Here is a 20131-nt window from a genome sequence, read left to right as displayed (position 1 = left end):
GGTGAGCCTGTTCAGCCCGGCCAGCGGTACCGTTCAACGCCGATACCATACGCCTGTTTTTCAATGCAGATCCAGCGGTAAATCAAGGGAAAAGCGCTTTTTTACCCCCCAGTTATCGGCGAATGGGCCGATGGTGTGGATAACCACACCGGCCAGCCACTCAGAGCATGATAGTCATCAGATAGGCGACGAATAACGCCAGATGTGCGCTGCCGTTCAGCACATTGGTACGCCCGGTGGAAAATGAGATATGGCACAGCACCAGCACCGTGAGCATCACCACAATGTGCGGCAGGTCGAGTGCAAAATCGAGCGTGCGGCCGGTGAGCGTGGCTATCAGCGTAACGGCGGGCACCGTCAGTGAAATGGTTGCCAGCACCGAGCCGAAAAACAGGTTCATGGCACGTTGTACCTGATTACGCAACACCGCAGTAATCGCGCCCAGTCCTTCGGGTGAGAGAATCAACAGCGCCACCAGAAAGCCGGTGAACTGTGCCGGTGCATGCATCGCTTCCAGTAACCCTTCAAGTTGTGGCGAGTCCATTTTGGTGACGCTGATAACCGCCACCAGATGCACCAGCAGCCAGCCTGCGTGCCAAAGCGAGCTGTGGGCCGAGGGTTTGCCGTGATGCGGGTCGCCGTCATCGCCCTCATCTTCATGCTCATAAACAAACAAGCTTTGGTGTGTTCGCGTCTGAATAAGCAGGAATACGCCGTACATCATGGCGGAAATAAGCGCAATAATAATGGATTGCGTAACAGAAAAATTGCCTTCTGGTAGCGCGGCAGGGAACACCAGCACCAGTACCGTCAGCGGGAAAATGGCCATTAAATACTGCTTGATACCACCCAAATTAACGTATTGGGTGGCGAATTTTCGCCCGCCCAACAGCAGTGCAAAACCCACCAGGCCGCCGCTGACTATCATGATGATGGAGTAGAGCGTATCGCGCATCAGCGTTGGGCCCGCATCACCGGTTGCCATCAGTGCGGAAATCAGGCTGACTTCCAAAATCACGACTGACAGGCTCAGGATAAGTGAGCCATAAGGCTCACCAAGCCGATGGGCCAGCACGTCGGCGTGGCGCACGACGCTAAATGCGCTTGCCAGAATGCCTATTAGCGCCAGCAGGTTGATGCCCAGCATGGCAACCAGTGTGCGGCTGTCGCCCCACAGCGCGAGCACCAGTAGCGCCAGCAGCGGAAACAGCAGAGTGTATTCATGGTGGCGGGTTTTTACCGACTCCGAGGAGATTGGCATGATTGGCGCTCCTTAATCATCGTGGCTGACTGTTGCCTGAATATTCATCGTATTTTGGCAAATGTACTGCCAGAATACCTTTAGTCCTGATTTTTTCATCTGTTAATGCGGGGGTGATTTATCTTTTTCTGGTTTTATGTTTTTTAATTTTTATTTGATTTTATCATTTTGTTTTTTATGATTTATTTTTTATTTCTTTAAGGGTAATTAACGCTTTAAATTGTTTTAATATGTTATTTTTATTGTATTTTTACGGTTTTGGTTATTTTAATCAAACCAAATGTCGATTTTTACAAAATTTGACATTATTGCATCAATATTCGTGCGCCTGACACGGATAGCGGGCGACCGGTCACCTCAGCCCGAGATTATGTATTTCACCTTTCTGGTAAAGATTAGCGATTTTTTGCCGTAGAAATAAGCAATACCTGCGTTGATTACAGGGTTGAATATCGGTCAGAATAAACGCTGACGGTATCGTCAGAGAACGAGCATGTTTTTGGTGAGGGCAGTAGGCAGTGTTGACGCGTGATTTTTTGCAAAAAGCAGATTGTAAAACCTCGTTTGGCAAGATTGATGAATCCTTATTGCTGACCCCTCAGCAACGTGCCGCCTCGCTGGCGTGTACTCTCGCCTCTCGCCCTGATCAAAGCCCTGTGTGGGTATTTGGTTACGGCTCATTAATGTGGAATCCGGTGTTTGATGCAGAAGAGGTGTGCGTGGCCACCCTAACCGGCTGGCATCGCACGTTTTGTTTGCGCCTGACTGCCGGGCGCGGTACACACAGTCAGCCAGGCCGGATGCTGGGCTTAAAGCCTGGGGAGAAACCACCGGGCTGGGCGTACCGGTTGCCGGAGCGCTCCTTGCATGAAGAGCTGGAACTGTTATGGAAGCGTGAAATGCTCACCGGCTGTTACCGCCCGTTATGGTGTGAATTACGGCGACACGGCGGCGAGCCGCTGACTGCGCTGGTGTTTGTCACCAACCCGGATCACCCGCTGCTGGAAGCCGACACCTGTGTTCATAGCATTGCCCCACTCATTGCGCGTGCCAGCGGGCCGCTCGGAACTAATGCACAATACCTGTTTGCGCTGGAGCAAGAGTTGCAGCATTACGGCATGGCGGATGCCAGCCTGACGGAACTGGCGCAGCGGGTGCGGGAGTTGCAGGGTGGTTTTTCCGCCGATTGTCCCTGAAAGGCGCAAGACCGCCAGCAACGGTGGCTGTGTATCGCGCCTGATGTTCAGCGCTCAGAGGTGACTGGCGCTGGTTTGGGGGAGCCTTTCCTGGGCTCACGGCAGTCCGGCTGATACAGCCTTCAGGTGGCGGGCTTTCAAGGCGATTTTTCCTGCTATGCGCAGGTACCGGATAGTGGGTAATACGGTTTCGTTGTCTATACCGGACGACGGGCAGTGGTGATACCATGCTGCCAACGTGTCACGTCCCAGGGTTGCCGTTCTGGCAACAAGGCCTGCGTCAATGAATTTATTTTTCCAACAGCGATGGGGAGCGGTGTTTCGTCCCGGCCGGATGCTGGGTGGTGTGGTGTCATTATGCCTGACGCTGTTCGGCTTGCTGTTTTTTACCTTCCTGCTCACCCATCTGGCACCGATTGACCCGGCACTCCCGGTGGCGGGCGAACACGCCAGTGAGGCAACGTACCAGCAGATTCGTCAACAACTGGGGCTGGATCAATCGTTGTCAGCGCAATTCTGGCATTATCTCAGCGCGTTATTACAGGGCGATTTCGGTGTATCCCGCACCACTGCGCAGCCGGTATTGCAGGATTTACTGCGCACGTTTCCCGCCACCTTTGAACTGGCCAATTGCGCAATCATTATCGGATTCGTCGGGGGAGTAACCCTGGCCTTGATCTCGGCGCTCAAGCCCGGCGGCCTGGTGGATCACCTGATGCGTTTTATTGCGCTGATAGGCTACTCCGTGCCGGTGTTTTGGATAAGTTTACTGTGTCTGTGGCTGTTTTATGCCCGCCTGCACTGGTCTGCGGGGCCGGGACGGGTTGATGATATTTACCAATACAGTGTGGAGTGGCCGACGGGATTTATCCTGCTGGACAGTTGGCGAAGCGGTAATCCGGCGCTGTTGCGCAATGCGCTGGCGCATCTGTGGCTGCCAGCCTGTGTATTGGGCCTGGTCTCAATGGCCGGTATTGCCCGAATGCTGCGCACCGCTATTCTGGAAGAGTGTGGCAAGGAGTATGTGATGCTGGCGCGTGCGCTGGGGGCCAGCCCGCTGCGTATCCTGCTGTTCCATGTTTTGCCAAACATTCATGCGGTGATGATAACCGTGCTCATGCTCTCTTACGCCAGTTTGCTGGAAGGGACTATCCTGGTGGAAACCGTATTTTCCTGGCCGGGGGTCGGGCGTTACCTGACTACCGCGCTCTTTGCTGCCGATATTCCGGCAGTATTGGGTGCAACACTGCTGATTGGTGTCTGTTTCATTGTGCTTAATGCATTGGCGGACGCGTTGATTTTTTTGCTGGATCCCCGAACACGATGAGATATTTGTCGCCGCTGCATCGCACCCGCGCTGCACACCGAACCTGGCATCGGGTGGTGAACGGCCTGAACGTCTGCCTGATGTTGCTGGCGCTGTTGGTGTTGGTGGCTCTCTTCGCGCCCTGGCTTGCTCCGGCTGACCCTTACGTACAAAACGTGATGCACCGGTTGCATCCGCCCGGTGCGTCCTGCTGGCTGGGAACCGATGGTTTTGGCCGTGATGTGCTCTCCAGAGTGATTTATGGTACCCGGCCAGCATTAATGATGGTCACACTGATTTTGGTGATAACCATTCCTGTCGGGTTGGTGGTTGGCATTGGAGCCGGATATCTGGGCGGATGGGTAGACCGGGTCTTGATGCGCCTGACAGATATTGCGCTGGCCCTGCCCGGACTGGTGATTGCGCTGGCCCTGGTTGCGGTGATGGGGTCGGGAATATGGCATTGTGCGCTGGCCCTGGCCTTAACGGCCTGGCCGCAATTTGCCCGACAGGCCCGGGCCGAGGTGATGGCGTTGCGGCGCAGTGATTTTCTGGCCGCTGCCCGTATGCAAGGTATTGATGGATGGCGCTTGATGTATGGGCACGTATTACCATTGTGTTTGCCCGGCGCGCTGACCCGGGCGGCGATGATGCCCGGCAACATGATTCTGGCTGCCGCGGGTCTGGGTTTCCTGGGTGTAGGAGCCCCGCCACCGATGGCTGAATGGGGGGCGATGGTTGCCGATGGCAGCAGCGTGATGTTCGAACAATGGTGGGTGGCTACCGTACCCGGCGTGGCGATTTTTTTCACCAGTTTACTGTTTAACCTGCTGGGCAACGCATTACGTGATCGACTGGACCCGCGCTATGACAAAGGCTGAACCGCTGCTGCTGGAAGTCGAAAACCTGTGTATTTACAGCGATGTGCCTGATGCTGCGCCCCTGGTGTCGGGCTTATCGTTTACGATGCAGCGTGAACGGGTTGCGCTGGTGGGAGAGTCAGGTGCCGGTAAGTCGTTGCTGGCCTGCGCGCTGATGGGGCTGTTGCCGGTTTCATGCCGTATGCAGGCTGACCGGTTGGCGCTTGCCGGGCAGGATGTCATGCAGCTCACCCCCCGGCAGTGGCGGCAGTGGCGGGGACGGCGTATTGCCATGGTGATGCAAGGCCCGAAACAGGCGCTGAATCCGATGCGCACGATAGGCTGGCAGGTTGAGGAGCCACTGCGGTTGCATACTTCGCTGTCCCGGCGCGAGCGGCGCGAGCGTGTGCTGGAGGGGCTCAATGCCGTGGGCCTGACAGGGTCGGGTGACGTCCTGCAATGTTATCCGCACCAGATATCCGGTGGCATGGCGCAGCGTGCCATGCTGGCAATGGCGATGATCACCCGGCCAGATTTATTGATTATTGATGAGCGGACCTTCGCGCTCGATAGAGAAACCCGGGTACAGGTGCTGTCGCTGCTGGATCACCTGCTGCATGAGCATCGTATGGGGTTGCTGTTGATAAGCCACGATCTGCCACTGGTGATGCACCACTGCACCCGAATCATGGTGATGCAGCGAGGGCAGTGGGTGGATGAACTCCCTGCCTCGCAGTTACCGCAAGCCACACACCCCTATACTCAGGCACTGTGGCAATCCCGCCCGGGGGGCATACCCGCGGGCAACCGCTCGGCCCGCAACCGCAAGAGGCGTGGCATGAGTAACGCAATGGCGGTCGTGGTGCAGCAACTGTGTGTGGCGTATGGTGAGCAGAGGGGGCGGCATCAGGTCATAGAGGATGCCAGTTTTAGTCTGGCTCAGGGCGCATGTCTGGGTATTGCCGGGGAGTCAGGCAGCGGGAAATCGTCGCTGCTGTGGACACTGGCGGGATTAAATGCGTACTGGTCAGGTGTGATGACGCTGCTCGGGTGTCGCATTGTGCCCGGAAAGCCCTTTGGCAGCGCGCTGCGTTGTCAGGTACAAATGGTTTTTCAGGAGCCTTATGCGTCACTGCATCCCCGTCACAGCGTTTATAAAACGCTGTGTGAGCCGCTGCGACGGCTAGGAGAGCAGGGCATTAACGGGCAAATCGCGCGACTTGCCGACCCGCTTGGTTTGCCGTTGTCACTGCTGACCCGTTATCCCCATCAGTTATCCGCTGGACAGTGTCAGCGAGTGGCGCTATTGCGCGCGTTATTGCTGCGACCGAAATTGCTGCTGCTTGATGAAGCGACCTCTGCGCTCGACACATTGAGGCAGGCGCAGGTGCTTAATCTGCTGAACGTGCAGCGTGAGCAGGAGGGGTTGACGATTATTCTGGTCAGCCATGATTGCCATGTGGTGCACCACATGTGTGACCAGCTGATTTGGCTGAAAAACGGGCGTGTGCAGCGCCTGTGAGCAAACTTCACTCCGTCACAGCGGCTAAGGCAACATTGGTGGCAGCACCAGGGAGTGTGCCTGCGAAGGCGTCGATATCAGTCAGGATAGACAGGAAAAAGTCATGATGAAGGCATGGGCAGCTATAGCGCTGATAATAACATGGCTGGGGGTCGCACCGGTCAGGGCGGTAACGCCGGATAATACGCTGGTCATTGCCATTTCGCTTAATGGCATTATCAGTTTTGATCCGGCGGAGAGTTTCGAAACCATCAGCAACAGTTGTCTGGACGCGCTTTATCAGGGGCTGGTGAAAAGCGACCGCACGCAGCCGACCGCGCTGGCGGCGGATTTAGCCTTGTCCTGGCATGAAGGGCGCGATCCGCATAGCCTGATTTTTACCCTTGACCCGAACGCCGTGTTTGCCTCCGGTAATCCGGTGCTGGCAGATGATGTTGTCTACTCATTGCGTCGGGCGATAAAACTCAACAAGACACCGGTGTTTATTCTCAATGAACTGGGGTGGCGGGCTGAGAATATCGATGAGCAGGTGCGCAAAATTGACGAGCACCAACTGGAATTGCGCTGGAGCGGCAACCTTGGCAGTGAGCGGGTGCTGTATCTGCTGTCCTCCCCGGTGGCGCGCGTGGTGGACAGCAACGTGCTGCTACAGCATAACCAGGCAGACGACTTTGGGAATGCGTGGCTGAAAACGCATTCAGCTGGCAGCGGCAGCTATCAGATTCGGCACTATCTCCCGCAGCAGGCGCTGTTGCTGGAGAGTAACCCCTATGCCAGCCGTCCGCCCCGGCTGGCACAGGTCATTTTGAAAGATGTCACAGACCCCGGTGTGCGGCGGTTGCTGTTGCTGCAAGGCGACGTGGATATTGCCTATGATTTGGGTGCAGACCCGTTCAGTGCGCTCGAAAATCAGCCGGGAGTGAACGTCAATGTGGCCGAGGGGGCGAAAATTTACTATCTGGGGTTCAACACTCAGGACAGCAGCGCCGCTTTTCTTGGCCATCCGGCATTCTGGCAGGCGGCACGCTGGCTGGTGGATTACACCGGCATCGCCCATCGGTTATTGAAACACCAGTATCAGGTGCAGCAGAATTTCCTGCCGCGGGGTTTCGAGGCGGCAGCCAGAGACAAACCCTTTCATCTTGATGTCGAGAAGGCGAAACGAATTTTGGCACAAGCCGGGATCGCCGCAGGCAGCCGCTTCACCCTGCTGGTGGCGAATCAACCGCCTTATGTGGAAGTTGCTCAGGCACTGCAAGACAGTTTTGCTCAGGCCGATATTCGTATTGATGTACAGGTTGTTGTGGAAAGCGAACTGTGGACACGCATGCGCAGTGGGCGTTTTCAGGCCGTTCTGACCTACTGGGGGCCGGATTATATTGACCCCAACAGCAATGCCAGCGCCTTTGCCTACAATCTGCCTGGGGGCCCGAACACACTGGCAGCCCGCCTGGGCTGGGTCACGCCGGAGCTGAGTCAGCTCACGCGTAAAGCCTCGGCAGAGCGTGACCCGCAGCTGCGCCGGGAACTGTATTTACAGCTCCAGCAGGCAATAAGAGAGAACTCGCCCTTCGTTGTTATGTTGCAGGGAAAGCGGCTGGTTGCGGTGCGTAATCATGTGCTGAATGTGCGCCAGAGTATCGCTAACTCCATGCTCTATTTTGATGAGATAGAGAAAGAGGCTCTCAAATAGAAAAACCGGTAGCTCCGTCAGACCGGTATTATCCCGTCTTCTCACGGAGCCGCAGTGGCGGCTGCGGCCGTTTGCTATCGGGTGTGGCTAAACAACGCACTGTGTTGCTCAAGCCATTTTCGTGTGACTACGGCACCGGTGATACACAGTGCAATCGGCACAATAAAATCTTCCTGAAGGCGCGTAAGCTCCATGATCAGCACCAGGCTGGTCAGCGGCATATTCATTGAGGCGGCCAAAAACGCCGCTGCCCCAATCACTGCGTAGGCACCGGGCGGGTTATGCGCGAAGAGTAGCGACCAGGCGGCTCCTAACACCAGCGCCAGCAAGGCTCCGTTCGCCAGTCCCGGTGTGAGTAAGCCACCGTGAGCCCCTGCGCGCAGGCTACTCCACTGGATAAACACTTTGCAGACCAACACCACCAGCGCCAGAAAGGCCGGAAGCTGGCTGGTAAAACTCAGCTCGGCAGGCCCCTTACCGTTGCCAGCCAGTTGCGGCAGGATAACCACCAGCAGGCCGAGCAGGGCAAAATTAAGCAAATTGGTCAGGATCAGACGGGCGTGCCGGGGAGCCTGCTGACGCGCCTGCCGCGTGATGCGCACAAATGCGGTGGCCGCCAGCCCAAAAATCGGGCTGGTCAGCACCGCCCAGACAAGCAAATCACGCGAGACATTCAGTGTCATCGTCAGGTGATATTGGTATTCATTGCCTAACCCGAAACGCGCGACTAACGCCGCCAGTGCGCAGGTAAACAGCGCCGCCAGGCTGGCTTTGAGATGAAAGCGCGCCAGCATGACTTCAAGCACGAACAGCGCTCCCCCCAGAGGGACATTATAAACCGCTGCCAGCCCGCCGCCGGCCCCACAGGCAATTAACAGCCGGGTGTCCTCTGACGAGAGTTTTAGCCAGTGGCTCAGGCGGCAGGCAGCAAGTGCGCCGAGCTCCCGTGGCGCGACTTCTCGGCCCAGAGGCGACCCCAGCGCCACCGTGATGATTTGCAACAACGCGTGGATAACCGTTTCTGCCAGCGGCATTCGGGGTTTATCTGCCTGCAATGCAGCCGTAATACTGACCCGCTTGCGCCCGTAGCGAGACAGCGCGTACCAGCCGATACCGGCAAGCGCACCACAGCCCAGCAAGGCCAAAAAACGGCGTAAGGGGTGCGCCTGCGTCACGCCCTGTAAAAAGCTCTCGTCGCTGATGACCTGTGTCAGGCTGTAGCCGTAAGCCAGATGCTGTACGGTGTGTAACAACAGCGCCAGCAGCATACCGCCAAGGCCGGACAGGAGCCCGGTGAGAACCAGTGCCGCCAGCATACGTAACGCGCTCACGAGGCGTAAACGCGGGGAGATAATCACATCAGACATAACCATGCGCCTCGAATAAAGAATGTGGTCAGACAGGCATTCAGGTCTGCCGCTAAAGAACCGCAAACGGTGCGAGGCTGTCATGTTACGGATGCTACCTCAACCAAGTGTCTCTAAGCCGCCATCTGCCCGAATAATGCCCGCGCCAGAGCCTGAAACCCTGTCACCAGCAATAGGTATCGTGATTATGTATTGAACTCACCCTGTGGTTTTTTTCGTTTCGGTGCCGCGAACGGCATAGGGGAATGGCTGCTGGGGCCTTACTGATAACAGAAATCCCCGGATAACAAAATAGGGTGGATGAAGGCCGGGCGCGCCCCGTGGTTCTCAGGGCGCATCCCGGCCGGGGCATTATCGAAATACGTGCAACGCTTGTTCCAGACGGTGGGCCTGTTGCTTGAGTTGGTCTGATGCCAGCGCACAGGTGTTGACCTGCGTGGCGTTTTGTTGGGTTATCTGCTCGAGTTCCTCGACGGCCCGGCCGATTTCAGATAAACCGACGGTCTGCTCTTTGGTCGAGTCAGCTATGTGGGCTATCAACTGGCTGACGCTGTTCACCCGCGAGACGATATCCTGTGTGCTATCTCCCGCTTCACGGACATGGCTGGAGCCGTAGCGCACCTGCGCAACGCTTGCTTCAATCAACTGCTTGATTTCACCTGCGGCACTGGCGCTGCGCTGCGCCAGGCTGCGCACTTCACCGGCCACCACGGCGAAGCCTTTACCTTGCTCACCGGCGCGGGCGGCTTCCACGGCGGCGTTCAGGGCCAGAATATTGGTCTGAAACGCAATGTTATCAATGATGGAGGTAATGCCGGCAATTTTCTCCGAACTGGCGACGATGCTGTCCATGGTCTTTTCCATTTCGTTGATGACCTTACCGCCGCTGATGGCGGCATTGCTGGCGGTGGCGGCCTGCTTGCTGGCTTCACTGGTGGTTGTGGTATTGGTCTGTACCGTGGTGTTGATTTCGTTCATCGCCGCCGCCGTCTGTTGCACGTTGGCTGCGGTGCGTTCGGCGTGGCTGTTCATGTCTTCACTGCCGTGAGCCAGCTCATCACTGGCGGAGCGAATACTCAACACCTGCATACTGATATCATCCACCAGCCAGCGGAACATTAACCCTAACTGGCCGATAGAGCGTTGAATCGCGCCAATTTCATCCGCTCTATCTTCATACTGGATGGTGTTAGTGTTACCGGTGGCGATATCCAGCGCCTGCTGTTTGACCCGTTCAATCGGGCTTATCAACTGCCACTCCAGCAGTGCATCAAGCACCAGCATCATGCCCGTCATAAATGCGCTGGAAATGTAGAAATCCGAGTCGAAATCGCCATGAATAGCCCAGAATGTGAAGTAACTGATGAGTGTCGCCAGCACCATAATACCGCGCAGTCGCCAGCGCATGGAGATCAAACGAAAGCGAGAGAAAAGGCCGGTCAGGCCGCGTTTAAACAGCACGCCTTTATGCAATTTGAGTTTACCGCGGGTATCCTCACGCATGGTTTGATACAGCTTTTCCGCCGCCTCAACCTCTTGACGAGCAGGCTGGGTTCGCACCGACATATATCCGGTTGTCCGCCCCTGACGCACGATAGGGACGGCGTTTGCCCGCACCCAATAGTGATCGCCATTTTGGCGGCGGTTCTTCACCAGTGCCGTCCACGGCTCCTGATGTTTTAGCGTCTCCCACATATCACGAAACGCTTCGACGGGCATATCCGGGTGACGGACAAAATTATGTGGCTGACCTTCGATTTCGTCAGGGTGAAAGCCACTGACTTCAATGAATGCATCGTTCGCGTACACAATATGGCTGTTCACGTCAGTAACTGACATGAGTGTCGCATCCTTGTCAAAAATGTATTCCCGCTGTGTGACTGGCTGATTATTACGCATTTCAAGTCCTCTTAAAGATTATTTTAGTCTGGACATCAGGTATTGCGATTTGAAAACAGACAGCACAGTCGTTATTCGTCATCGATTATCGAAAGGGGCGAATACAGCAACATAACCTGTGCTTAATGCAACCACCTCTTTATTGACAGGCATCAACCGGCGAGCGAAATCATTGCTGTGTGTACGCTATGGTGAAACATCCGCCATCATTCGTGCGAATCATTTGCAGCACCAGTAGTGATGAGGCCTTTTTTATTGTGGTTATTTTAAATCTAGCACTTGTATGGGGAATTTCATTTTCAAATCAAAATAACTATTCGCCATCACAATCTTATAATTAAAAAATAACATTTAATAAACACGGCCGGGCGTCACCCGCACGGCATGAGGGTATGTGCTGTCAGGGATGCCGCTAAAACCCATCGGCAATCAAAAAGAGATACTCTTTAAAATGTGACTCTCATCACGAGAAAAACATATATAGCGAAATAATGTTGTGAATAGCTAAATAGTGAAAACCGTGTGACTAAAGGGCGCGTATCTCTTTACGTTAATCTCTGGCCGGTATTTTATTATTTTCGAATAATGCAACGAATAAAGAATAATCAATGAAACATATTAGTATAAATAGTTCTTATCGCGTGCTCTCTGGCGATGCACAATCATCTCAACCGCCGATGTGGCTAAAGCAACTGCCTGCACCTTAATTCATGCAGGCAGAGGTATTCGTGCAAGAGTCTCGGGCATTAACCCAGCATGTGGCGGCGTTTGGCACGGTACATGGCGGTGTCGGCCTGGCGAATGAGCGCATTGGCATCCAGTGGCACCCCTTTAGGCAAAATGGCATGACCGATGCTTGCTGATAAGGTGATGAGCTGATTACGAATGGTAACGGGTTTCTCTATCCGCTCTTTGAGTTTTTGCGTAATGATGCGGATCTCACTCAGCAGGTTGCGCTGTTCGTGGATGATCATCAAGAATTCGTCGCCGGATAAACGGCCGATAAAATCATACGAGCGGGTATGTTTGCGCAACAGTCGGGCAAAGGTTTTAATAACCCGGTCGCCAAAGTCGTGACCAAACCGGTCGTTATAACTTTTGAAGTTATTGATATCAAAAAATAATAATGCCAGTGCGCCGCGCCGTTTCTTACTGGCCTGACGATTAAGATAACTGATTACTGCGCGCCGGTTGGGCAAACCGGTCAGGTGGTCGTGGTTGGCCTCGAAAGCCAGTTGATCGCGCAATACTGTCAGGTGCGTGATGTCGGTAGAAAGAATATAAGTACCTAATTCTAAAGAGGTAGCTGGCACCAGCTCGGTGTGAAAGGTAATCGGGTTACCGTCCGGCATATCAAGGACATGTTCGAATGATAAGGCCTGCTGTTTTTGCCGTGACTCTTCCAGTTTGGGCATAAACAAGCCAAGTTCCTGGGGGCGAAACAGCTCATGAATATCGCGCTCAAAAGGGGGATTATGGCCAGTCAGCTTTTCCAGCAGCTTGCGCAGGTGACGGTTAGCAAACGACAACCGGTTATCCGGTGTGATGCAGGAAATCATCGCCGGGATATTGTCAGTAAGATCCTGAATGAACCGATTACGCTGGCGCAGTTCAGCGGTACGCTGATCCACCCGCTTCTCCAGTTCCTGGCTGAGGTCAAGCAGGGTTTGTTCGGTGGCTTTTTGCTGGCTGAGGTCAGTGAGCGCCAGCAACAGGCCGAATTTACTGCCGTCCGGCTGAAACAGGACAGATATGGAAACCAGAGCCCACAAGTCGCTGCCATCGGCACGAACGTAACGCCGCAGTTGGGTGCTTTCCGACAGGTCGTTGTCGATAAGTAAGCGGTGCTCATGGTTCAAGGTAGGCATGTCATCCGGGTGTACAACGCTTTCCACCGGCAGGGCCAGCAATGTGGCCTCATCGTAACCGAGCATGTCACAAAAAGCCGGATTGAACTTGAGGGGGCGCTGGTCAGGGGCTACCAGCGCCAGGCCAATGGCCGCGCGTGAAAAAATCTGCTGATTGATATAGTCCGACTGATAAAGCTGTTCCTGCGCAATTGCTTCGCGTGCCTGCATCTCCACTTTTTGCAGCCCGGTTTGCACGATGAACGCCAAATCGCTGAGCTGTTGTAGTTCCTCTTCATCGAATGTTCGCGGCTGATCGTGGTACAGACACAGTGCACCAAGCGGCACATCCGTGGTTGAGCGCAGCGGGTAGCTGGCATGAAACCGAATCGCCTGTGGGCCGCTCACCAATGGGTTACTGGCAAAACGTGCATCCAGACGGGTATCAGGAATGACCAGCGGGGTATTGGCCGTGACAGTATGAATACAAAAGGAAAATTCAATGGCCGGTTCCTGGTGGGGGAAATTGGCGCTGGATAAAAACCACTGCCGCTCGTGATTCACCAGCGAAATCACCACGCTGTTAATCTGAAAAAAACGGCGGGTAATGCGCGTGAGCCGCGTCATTTCTTCAGCGGGCTGTGCATCAAAAATAGCCAGCATGCGCTCGAGGATCTGTTGCTGGTTTTCGTTATCGCGATGGCGTGAGGGAATCATGATGAAACCTTACTGATAATAATGATTGGCGGGTGAGCAAATATGCCCAGCCCAATGTGCCGCCATTCCGCAACTGGCTGAAACCCTTCTCCGATGTGGTTCAAAGACTGTTATCGGTAAGTGAGGCCCACAACGTTATTTTTTTTAATAAATTGTGTGAAGGATCACCCTATAGGGCGATGTATCTCAAAATTTCCATTCGGTATTGATTATAGCTATCACCTCAGTTAAGCCAGCAGGCAGCGGCATTTTTTGCCTAATACCGCCTGCCGGGAGGCAGGGGGCACGTCAGGTTCGTTGGTAGGCACAACGCCCCTTTATATAAGTTGCCCTGATATTTCTGTCATCACCTTGCATCATCAGGGCGAACAAGCGGTCATCCGGTGAGGTGGCGTGCTGCTGGCGCAAGTGCTGTAGCGGGGTGGCGGCCCAGTCCAGCACCACAAAATCGGCCGCTTTTCCCGGCAGAAAATTGCCCAGTTGATCATCCAGCGATAAGGCGGCCGCTGCGCCAAGGGTGGCCTGATAAAACCCTTCGCGCGCGGAGAGTTTTTCGCCCTGTAGCTGTTGTACTTTGTAACCATCACTGAGGGTTTGCAGCAGTGACAGGCTGGTGCCCGCCCCCACATCCGTGCCGATGCCAATGCGTATGCCGGCGGCTTTAAGCGCGTGTAGCCGGAACAGGCCGCTGCCTAAAAACAGATTCGAACAGGGGCAAAAGGCCACGGCAGACTGGCTTTGCGCCAGCAGCTCGACTTCATCCCCGTGCAGATGAATGGCATGGGCGAACACGCAGCGGCGTCCCGTCAGGCCGTGGTGGTGATAGACATCAAGGTAGTGACGATGCCCGGGAAACAGCGATTTCACCCAGGCTATTTCGTCCTTATTTTCTGCAAGATGGGTGTGCAGATAAACATCCGGGTACTCCCGCAACAGTTTTCCCGCCAGTGCCAGTTGCTCGTGGCTGGATGTCGCGGCAAAACGCGGCGTGACGGCGTAGTGCAGCCGCCCGCGCCGATGCCATTTTTCTATCAGCGCTTTTGATTGCGCGTAGCTCTGCTCTGGCGTATCGCACAGGTCATCTGGAGCATGGCTATCCATCATCACCTTGCCTGCAATCAGGCACATGTCTTGTGCCTGTGCTGCCTGAAACAGTGCCTCGACCGACTGCGGATGAACCGTGGCAAACACCAGCGCTGTGGTGGTGCCGTGGCGCAGCAGTTCATGGATGAAAAAGTCGGCCCGCTCGCCGGCGTAGTGCGCATCGGCGAATTTACGCTCGGTGGGGAAAGTATAGGTATTCAGCCAGGATAACAATTGCTCACCGTATGAGGCTATCATCTCCAGTTGCGGAAAATGAACGTGGGTATCGATAAAGCCCGGCATCAATAAATGCCCGCGATAGTCAATCATCTCCAGCGAAGCGAGGCGGTGATTGTCCATCTGGCTGTAGGGAAGGGCCTGCTCAATGTAACCATCACAGACAATCAGCAACCCGTCGTCGATAAACTGGGTGGCCTGCGGGTTGTGAAGCGGGTCGGCCGTAAAGTGCAGCAGGCTGGCACGGTAGGCTTGTCGCACGCGGTCTGGCGAGTGCTGCCGGGCAGCGGTAATCGGGTGTGGGAGGGAGTCCATGAGTTATCTCCTGAGTCCGTCTAGATCAAAACGAGGGGGAATACGTCTGATTTTTGAGGGTCGGAAAGGGCACCCTCGTCACGGCAGGATTCATTCCCTTGCGATATGGTGATGCCAGCGCAAGTGACTGAAAATCAGCAAAAGCGTCCTGATACTAAAATCCACCGGCGGCCAACGTCAATAAGAGGTTTTTCTTATCGCAGGCTCAGTAGTGATAAAACACTTTTTGTGTATATCCCGCCGTGTTCATGGCATAAAAAACCCCGCCGGGCGGCGGGGAAAGACGGTCAGAGAAAGTCAAAAAACGCGTGACGCGGAGTGGGAGTCAGTTATGGGCGGCGTTCGCTTTCAACCGGTTCGGTTTTACCTGGCACCATGATGGAGCGGGTAATCGCTTCCATGGTGACAAAGGTATGGCCGCAATTTACGTTAGTGCACTGATGGTAGCGCTCCTTGGTGTTCTCCGATAAATAGCGGCTGGAACGGGCGTGAGCGGCATGACGGCACAGAGGACAATGCATCATTGTTGAAATCACCTTATGTGTACGGGTTAGTGAAACGTCTTACACATATAGTACACTTCAAATTCGAATTTGCAAACTTCAAATTCGAAAAAGGAGTTATTTTTTTACGGGCTTCAAATTAACATCGTAACTGATGGTGTATTCCACTTCCTGAGTGGCAATCTCGAGAGTCAATGAAGTTAAAAAACCCTTTGCATTCAGGTTATGCACCACGGTTTTTATCGACCAAAGTTTTTCGTCAATGATATTTTTAAAGCCTTTCACCCGCACTAGTCCACCGGGTTTAAGCGTGGTTACTCCCTTTGCCAGGTCGACGGAGAGTTTGACCCCTTGCCGCTGTATCTCTCGCCATCGACTCAGTGCTGCTTGCATTGCCTCCTGTTGTGAGGCATAGGTCTGTTGTAGTGCCTGTTGGTTATTCTTGTTACCCGCTGTGTAGTTTGGCTGGTCAGTTGATGCGTTATTCTCCGGTGTTTTCGCCGCCGGATGCACCGTCTCTGTGCGGGGTTCCGCCGCATATTTACGACTGATCTTCACATTATGTGTTTTTGCATCACTGGTGCTGTGCCAATTGGCGACTACGGCACTGGCAAGTGGCCTGTCTGCCAGTTCGAATTCAAACTTATCACCATCACTGCGTTCAAGAGAATAGGGTGTCGGGGTGTCGCCGTGGCTACTGATACCTTTTCCCTCAATGAATAGGATCAACGTATCTTTTTTAACCGTTGCTGTTCCCGAGTGTTTCTTCGCCAGTCGGGAAATGAAAACCACATCGGACTCTCGTGATTGATGTTCACTGATAATCGAAATTTTCGATAGTGATTCATCGATTGAGTAGAACAGGTTATTTCTTTCTGCAATGGTGCGGGCGATATCGCCTAACGTAGTATCATGGTAGGAGGCTTCTATTGGTGTCGTGAATGAACCGCGAAAATCAACGCTATGAGCGGTAATATCCAGGATGGTTGGATAACCAGAATACTTAACCGTATCGACGCAATAGCTTCCCATCAATGTTAATGGTTGATTTTTCCAACCAATGCTGACGATTAACTTTTGGCCTCTTTCCGGTAATAAAAGCCGCCCATCACTATCATCCAGGGTAAGGGTTAATTGGTCAGCCTGAGTGCCAGCATTATCTGTAATAGATAATTTTACTAATCTGTCATGTAATTTAAATTCAGTATGTTCAGCTGGCGAAGCATTGTTTTTTTCATTAGTTGATCTGTCAAGTGTGATTTTGACATCAGGCGCAAGACTGGTGCCGATTCCAATACGATTATTAACAATCATAATGATATTTTACTCACTGAGTCTTTAATGGATGCGAGTGCCGGTGAAACCTTACTGTCATATAACTCTTTAGCCTGGCCGTATAAATCACCAAACATATCGATGAGTGAATCATCGACTCGTTTTAAAGAGAGTGTGAAGTCAATACTACGTGCGCTACCGTTCGAGAATAAATCACTATTAGTGTAATTAAATCCATCGACGATAAACATACCATAAATTTTCCCGCTTCCCTCAATTAAAGGCCAGGCTCGACCAGAATCAGCCATAAATTCCAGGGCAAACATCGATAATTGGCTGGTTATTCCTGAAACTTCTGGGATTATTTTCCCCGATAGGGTAATTGTATCCGTGCCTTTACCTAAATATTGAAATGCAGCTCGATAGCCAAAGCGGTTGTTTTCGGACCATCGATATTTCACATCTCTTTTCAGTGAGGAATATGGCAATGTTTTTAGGTGAAATACAAAGAGCCCTAAAGTTAACATCATGATAGTTGTCCTCTTTATCCTAGTAATTCAGCACTCATCATGCTTTGGCTGTAATCTGTTTTGCTTTGTCTCTGATTCTGTAGAGATTCATCAACGTGTTGTTTAATTTGATCTGGATTGCTCCCCGCAGGCACATGAATCTGAACGTTGTTGTTAATAACGCTATTATCTTGGAAGTTTTTATTATCCCCTGATTTGATTGGCGTATATTTTTGACCGATGGTTTCTGTATCAGGTTTCGATAACTCAGAATTTGCATTCGCGCCATTTTCCCCTTCTTTTTTATCTTTATCATTTCCACCGGAAAAGGTATTCTTTGCTGTATTTTTCAACCATTCTGCGCCATCTAGCATTTTGTTGACTAGCTTGAATGGTGCCATTAATACCTCACCGAGGAATTTTCCAACGTATTCGCCTATCTTTCTCAATTTTTCTAGTTCCTCTTGGGACATTTTTATTGGCGCAATCATCTCTTTGAAATAAGAGACGATACTACCTACGATACCCAGTAAACCATCAAAAATAGATTTGACGCGAGCGAATAGTTCCTCAACAGGGCCTAATGATTGAATGAATCCATTGAATACACTGGAAAGGAAATTTCCAATTGGTTCCCAGTATTTATATATTAAAGCTGCGCCCGCCGCGACTAATGCAATAATACCAATAATGGGAAGGGTAAGTGTTGATAGCGCAGCAGTAATCGCACTGCCAATTGCCATAAATATCGGAGAAAGGAACTCGAAAGCTGCAATAATACCACCAACCCCTTCTGATACTGTACCGACCAGGGTGCCAATTGAACCAATGACACCAAAAACACTTTCACCCACAGATAACACACTGATTATCGTATTGATAATACCTGATGACGACTGACCACAATTCTCAAGGCTGGATTGGCATTGTTGTGCGGCATCACTCAGTTGACGAACGCTATCTACTTGTGGTGCCGGGGTATTATTACCTGCATTACCTGCATTACCTGCATTACCTGCATTACCTGCATTACCTGCATTACCTGCATTACCTGCATTACCTGCATTACCTGCATTACCTGCATTACCTGCATTACCTGTATTACCTGTATTGAGCGCAGCGGTGGGTGCAGCATTGATACCGGTGGCGGCGATAGCGGTACTTTGTTCATGTGAACATATGCAGTTAACGGTAATGACGGGGGTCAGCAAATTAGCCAGTGTCTCTTGAAGAAGGTTTGTTTGATCACCGCTCTGGTTCTCTGTGTTTGCTGATATCGTGCTGATGTATATGTTTTCCTCACTCTGGCTTTGTGTGGCAGGATTTAATATTGCATCAGGTGTGTTGAGAAGGCTGTCTTCGCTTGGGATTGTTAAAGGCGTCACTGGTTGTTGTGCCGGTGTCTCGCGCAACAGATTGAGCATTGACTGCGTTTTATTGATCCCAAGTGCAGCAGATTTTGCTGCGGGATCTACGGTGGATATTGAAGAACGAAACTCTTCAACGGATGTCTGGTTGTGACCCAGCACGGACATCACCGTATTGCTGAGATAGGAAAGTTCAGATCGTAGCAGGGCAATAGCCAGACGAGCCTGCAATGCAGGGACACTGATGGTATCGCTTCCATTTGATGATAATGGTGAGGCTGATGTTACTCTTTCAGCAGGAGATGCATCATCGTCAGCAGGGGGCGTTTGCTGACGGGTTATTGGCTTCGCGAGCGATTCCGCTAGCTGTGAAGATGAAGATTCGCTATTGCTGGTATTGGTATTGGTATTGGTATTGGTATTGGTGCTGTTGGTATAACTCGTTGAGTTAGCGGATGTTACTCCATTAACCTGGGTATTAGCCTCTGGTGAAGGGGTTAACGATGCCTTAGTGCTGGCCTCTGGTGCGAGTGGGGTATCTTTGGCTGGAGCAAATATTTCCCCCAGTTCAGTCACTTTATCCTTCAAGCTTTTGGAGAGTTCAGCCCCTTTTTCGCCGAAATCCTTGACCATCTCACCCGATTTCGCGGTTTGAGAGAGCGTCTTACGCAGCTTTTGTGTAGGACTGCGTTTGGTTGCTACGGGCTTTTCTGTGTCCGGTTCGCCAGATGTTGCATCATCTGGTGCAGTTTCGTCACTTGGCGGATTGTTCTGTTTGGCCGCTTTCATGCGGCGAAGACGTTTTAAGGCCTGATAACGGCGGCCTACTTTTTTGCCTGCATCTGCGGTTTCTTTCGCCTGATCGGCAATGTTTGATATGTCCTCAGCTTGTTTTGTTGCGCCATCAATCAATGAAGCCAGCGCATCCATACGCTGACTGGCGGTACGCTCATCTTCCTGGGTAGAGTCCACACCACTTTGTGCCTGGTATAGCTGACTTCCCATTTGCGCGGCTTTCGCCAACAGGCCACTGAGACTGGAGAGTTTACTCATTGGTTTGTCCACTTCGTTCTAATGCTTTGGCCCGCCAGCGAACGAGCTCTGCCAGGCCCATGGGATAAAGTTCTGATGGCGGCCAGTGGAAAACCACGGCGATGTCCGCCATCAGGTCGTC

General features: G+C 52.7%; 15 protein-coding genes. 5 read left to right on the top strand and 10 right to left on the bottom strand.

Going from position 1 to position 20131, the window contains the following annotated elements:
• Window positions 1–160 precede the first annotated feature (160 nt).
• Window positions 161–1261: a sodium-potassium/proton antiporter ChaA gene (gene chaA / locus DAQ1742_RS11730; protein ID WP_035341413.1), complete on the bottom strand. Its 1101-nt coding sequence runs from the start codon at window positions 1259–1261 to the stop codon at window positions 161–163.
• Window positions 1262–1779: 518 nt separating this feature from the next.
• Here chaA and DAQ1742_RS11725 point away from each other — a divergent pair.
• From DAQ1742_RS11725 to DAQ1742_RS11700, 5 genes are all read left to right on the top strand, one after another.
• On the top strand, window positions 1780–2457 hold the full coding sequence (locus DAQ1742_RS11725; RefSeq protein WP_180706127.1) for a gamma-glutamylcyclotransferase: 678 nt from the start codon (window positions 1780–1782) through the stop codon (window positions 2455–2457).
• Between the two features lie 283 nt (window positions 2458–2740).
• Window positions 2741–3784, top strand: coding sequence for an ABC transporter permease (locus tag DAQ1742_RS11720; protein ID WP_067486875.1), 1044 nt, complete (start codon window positions 2741–2743; stop codon window positions 3782–3784).
• The gene (locus DAQ1742_RS11715; protein WP_035341419.1) at window positions 3781–4644 is read left to right on the top strand and encodes an ABC transporter permease; all 864 of its coding nucleotides are present in this window, start codon (window positions 3781–3783) and stop codon (window positions 4642–4644) included. Before DAQ1742_RS11720 ends, DAQ1742_RS11715 begins: the two co-directional genes overlap by 4 nt.
• Window positions 4631–6145, top strand: a complete 1515-nt coding sequence (locus tag DAQ1742_RS20605) for an ATP-binding cassette domain-containing protein (RefSeq protein WP_232046465.1) — start codon at window positions 4631–4633, stop codon at window positions 6143–6145. Before DAQ1742_RS11715 ends, DAQ1742_RS20605 begins: the two co-directional genes overlap by 14 nt.
• 106 nt (window positions 6146–6251) lie before the next feature.
• The gene (locus tag DAQ1742_RS11700; protein WP_035345912.1) at window positions 6252–7838 is read left to right on the top strand and encodes an ABC transporter substrate-binding protein; all 1587 of its coding nucleotides are present in this window, start codon (window positions 6252–6254) and stop codon (window positions 7836–7838) included.
• A 74-nt stretch (window positions 7839–7912) separates the two neighbouring features.
• On the opposite strand, the gene DAQ1742_RS11695 is transcribed toward DAQ1742_RS11700, so the two are convergent.
• From DAQ1742_RS11695 to DAQ1742_RS11655, 9 genes are all read right to left on the bottom strand, one after another.
• The gene (locus DAQ1742_RS11695) at window positions 7913–9205 is read right to left on the bottom strand and encodes a chloride channel protein (protein ID WP_035341427.1); all 1293 of its coding nucleotides are present in this window, start codon (window positions 9203–9205) and stop codon (window positions 7913–7915) included.
• 351 nt (window positions 9206–9556) lie between these two features.
• Window positions 9557–11104 carry a methyl-accepting chemotaxis protein gene (locus DAQ1742_RS11690; protein WP_035341430.1) on the bottom strand — a complete coding sequence of 516 codons (1548 nt, stop codon included), beginning with the start codon at window positions 11102–11104 and terminating at the stop codon, window positions 9557–9559.
• Window positions 11105–11850: 746 nt separating this feature from the next.
• Window positions 11851–13668: a sensor domain-containing diguanylate cyclase gene (locus tag DAQ1742_RS11685; RefSeq protein WP_067486878.1), complete on the bottom strand. Its 1818-nt coding sequence runs from the start codon at window positions 13666–13668 to the stop codon at window positions 11851–11853.
• 288 nt (window positions 13669–13956) lie between these two features.
• On the bottom strand, window positions 13957–15303 hold the full coding sequence (gene guaD / locus DAQ1742_RS11680) for a guanine deaminase (protein ID WP_083961022.1): 1347 nt from the start codon (window positions 15301–15303) through the stop codon (window positions 13957–13959).
• 329 nt (window positions 15304–15632) lie between these two features.
• The gene (locus DAQ1742_RS11675) at window positions 15633–15827 is read right to left on the bottom strand and encodes an ogr/Delta-like zinc finger family protein (protein WP_035341441.1); all 195 of its coding nucleotides are present in this window, start codon (window positions 15825–15827) and stop codon (window positions 15633–15635) included.
• 96 nt (window positions 15828–15923) lie between these two features.
• A complete protein-coding gene (locus DAQ1742_RS11670) occupies window positions 15924–17120 on the bottom strand; it encodes a contractile injection system protein, VgrG/Pvc8 family (protein WP_035341443.1) in 1197 nt (398 codons plus the stop codon).
• Window positions 17117–17611: a phage tail protein gene (locus tag DAQ1742_RS11665; protein WP_035341446.1), complete on the bottom strand. Its 495-nt coding sequence runs from the start codon at window positions 17609–17611 to the stop codon at window positions 17117–17119. The genes DAQ1742_RS11670 and DAQ1742_RS11665 overlap by 4 nt, the downstream gene beginning before the upstream one ends.
• A gap of 14 nt (window positions 17612–17625) precedes the next feature.
• The gene (locus DAQ1742_RS11660; RefSeq protein ID WP_067486881.1) at window positions 17626–20010 is read right to left on the bottom strand and encodes an MFS transporter; all 2385 of its coding nucleotides are present in this window, start codon (window positions 20008–20010) and stop codon (window positions 17626–17628) included.
• Complete coding sequence (locus tag DAQ1742_RS11655; RefSeq protein WP_071604122.1) at window positions 20003–20122, bottom strand: GpE family phage tail protein; 120 nt, start codon at window positions 20120–20122, stop codon at window positions 20003–20005. The genes DAQ1742_RS11660 and DAQ1742_RS11655 overlap by 8 nt, the downstream gene beginning before the upstream one ends.
• Window positions 20123–20131: the final 9 nt, after the last annotated feature.

This window comes from Dickeya aquatica, from assembly GCF_900095885.1.
Taxonomy (GTDB): domain Bacteria; phylum Pseudomonadota; class Gammaproteobacteria; order Enterobacterales; family Enterobacteriaceae; genus Dickeya; species Dickeya aquatica.
Note: the sequence above shows the minus strand (reverse complement) of the source record. Positions and strands in the feature narration are given on the sequence as shown.